Consider the following 1834-nt stretch of genomic DNA (forward strand, 5'->3'; position numbering starts at 1 on the left):
TGAAGGCCATCGTGAACCCGTTTCTCAGAAAGGGGTCGTTTTTGGCTGCCTGTCCCCCTTCCGAAGGGGTCACTTTTTCATGCCGCTTAACAGTCTCGCGAATATCGAATGCCGTGTCGTCGACATCATCGAGCCGTATGGCATCGTCATTCTTGAAGGGGTCGCTGCGCATGCCGACCCGCATAGCAAGGGGAGGTCAGCCCTGCATGGCATTGGCGATGGCACCTTTGTGACCGACGGGCCTGTGCTGGACCGGCGCACGATGATGCGCCCGAAACTGCCGCCGAGTGTCCTGACACGTAAATCGTAATCCCCAGATGATTATTCTCGTGGGGTCTGCCGCAGGCTCCGGCCCTTCTGGTGGGCGACGATCCCGCGCTTGACTGCCGCGAATATGTCCACCGGCAGGAAGCCCCAGGCAAAACAGTCGGGTTGGTTGCGTGAGATGGGCCGCAGATCATAGACCGGCCACACGAAGCGGTTGAGTTCGGCGGTTATGATCCAGGATGGCTCGTCATCCAGACCAAGGCGTCGTTTGACGTTTGCCGGGAGTGCCACCGCATGTGGGTCGTCCGGTTGGGAATGGGTGATCGGCACGACATAAACCTGACAGTCGCCGTCAGCATCGGCGGCAGCAACCACAATGGCACAGGGCCGGGCTTTCCGGCCTTCCTCGGCGCCAGCGCGGTGCTGGTCATGCCAGAGATAGGAATACGAGATGACCAGGCCAGGCGTCGGTTCGGGAATGGGCACGATGCGCGCTTACTGACCGACAGTGTAGCGGTGTTCCTCGGGGATCTCCGCAGCTTCGATCAGCGCAATCTCATGATCGTTGAGATCGGTCGCGGCGATGGCTTCGCGCTGGGCCTGTTTCAATGCGTGAAAGGTCTGGGCCGAGACGATATAAACCGTCTCCCGACCATACTTCGTGACCTTCACCGGTTCGGTGAGCGCACGGTCATGATAGGCGCCGAAATTTTTCTGCACGTCGGATGAGGTCACGGTCGTGGACATGGAATCACCCTTCCTTTTTATCTATCTTCCGTAAGATACGGATTCCTGGTCGGACGTGCAAGGTCAGAGTCCGCAACGCGCAAGTATTTCTTCTCTCCTGCCCGCTCTGGTACGATGGGTGCCGGATCATGCTTGCATGCCGGAAAATCCCGGTTCTTCGCTGTCTCCCATAACGAGGGGAGGACTCGATGGACCAGTCGGGAACACGTATCCAGTGGGGACAGGCACTCGTGGTCCTGTCCATGATCGTGCTGTCCTGGTGGACGGCGACACAATGGACGGCCTGGGAACTGGCGTTCCAGCCGGAACTCGGTCAACCGTGGTTCACGGTCCTGCATCGCTGGCCGGTTTATGCCCCGCCGCTGTTCTTCTGGTGGTGGTACGAGTTCGACGCCTACGCCCCGGCGGTGTTCGCACACGGCGCCTGGATCGCGGGTTCCGGCGGGGTGCTGGCTTTTGCAGCGGCCGTGGCGCTGTCCGTCCACCGCGCCCGTGAGGCGAAGCGGGCCGCGACCTATGGCTCCGCCCGCTGGGCCGAGGACGCGGAAATCCGCGCGGCCGGACTGCTGGGCGAGGATGGCGTGGTGCTGGGCAAATACCGCCGGGCCTATCTCCGACATGACGGTCCCGAGCACGTCCTGACTTTCGCGCCGACGCGCACCGGCAAGGGCGTGGGCATGGTGGTCCCCACACTCCTGACCTGGCCGGGTTCGGCCATTATCCATGACTGTTAAGCGGCATGGAAAAGTGACCCCTTCGGAAGGGGGACAGGCAGTCAAAAACGACCCCTTTCTGAGAAACGGGTTCACGATGGCCTTCA

The 1834-nt window shown here is 61.2% G+C and carries 2 protein-coding genes and 1 pseudogene; 1 reads left to right on the forward strand and 2 read right to left on the reverse strand.

The genetic code is table 11. The features are described from left to right. Positions 1–321 precede the first annotated feature (321 nt). Positions 322–753, reverse strand: coding sequence for a hypothetical protein (locus B7449_RS17230; protein WP_039732537.1), 432 nt, complete (start codon positions 751–753; stop codon positions 322–324). Between the two features lie 9 nt (positions 754–762). Beyond that, a complete protein-coding gene (locus B7449_RS17235; RefSeq protein ID WP_012222748.1) occupies positions 763–1014 on the reverse strand; it encodes a type II toxin-antitoxin system Phd/YefM family antitoxin in 252 nt (83 codons plus the stop codon). Between the two features lie 188 nt (positions 1015–1202). Here B7449_RS17235 and B7449_RS17240 point away from each other — a divergent pair. Continuing rightward, a pseudogene (locus B7449_RS17240) lies at positions 1203–1742 on the forward strand (type IV secretory system conjugative DNA transfer family protein); the annotation flags it as partial. Positions 1743–1834 lie beyond the last annotated feature (92 nt).

Source organism: Komagataeibacter intermedius TF2 (assembly GCF_000964425.1).
In the GTDB taxonomy this organism is placed as follows: domain Bacteria; phylum Pseudomonadota; class Alphaproteobacteria; order Acetobacterales; family Acetobacteraceae; genus Komagataeibacter; species Komagataeibacter intermedius.

What these genes read in the sequence shown, in the direction of transcription:
- B7449_RS17235 (WP_012222748.1), bottom strand. Translation starts at nt 1,014, where the DNA reads ATGTCCACGACCGTGACCTCATCCGACGTGCAGAAAAATTTCGGCGCC.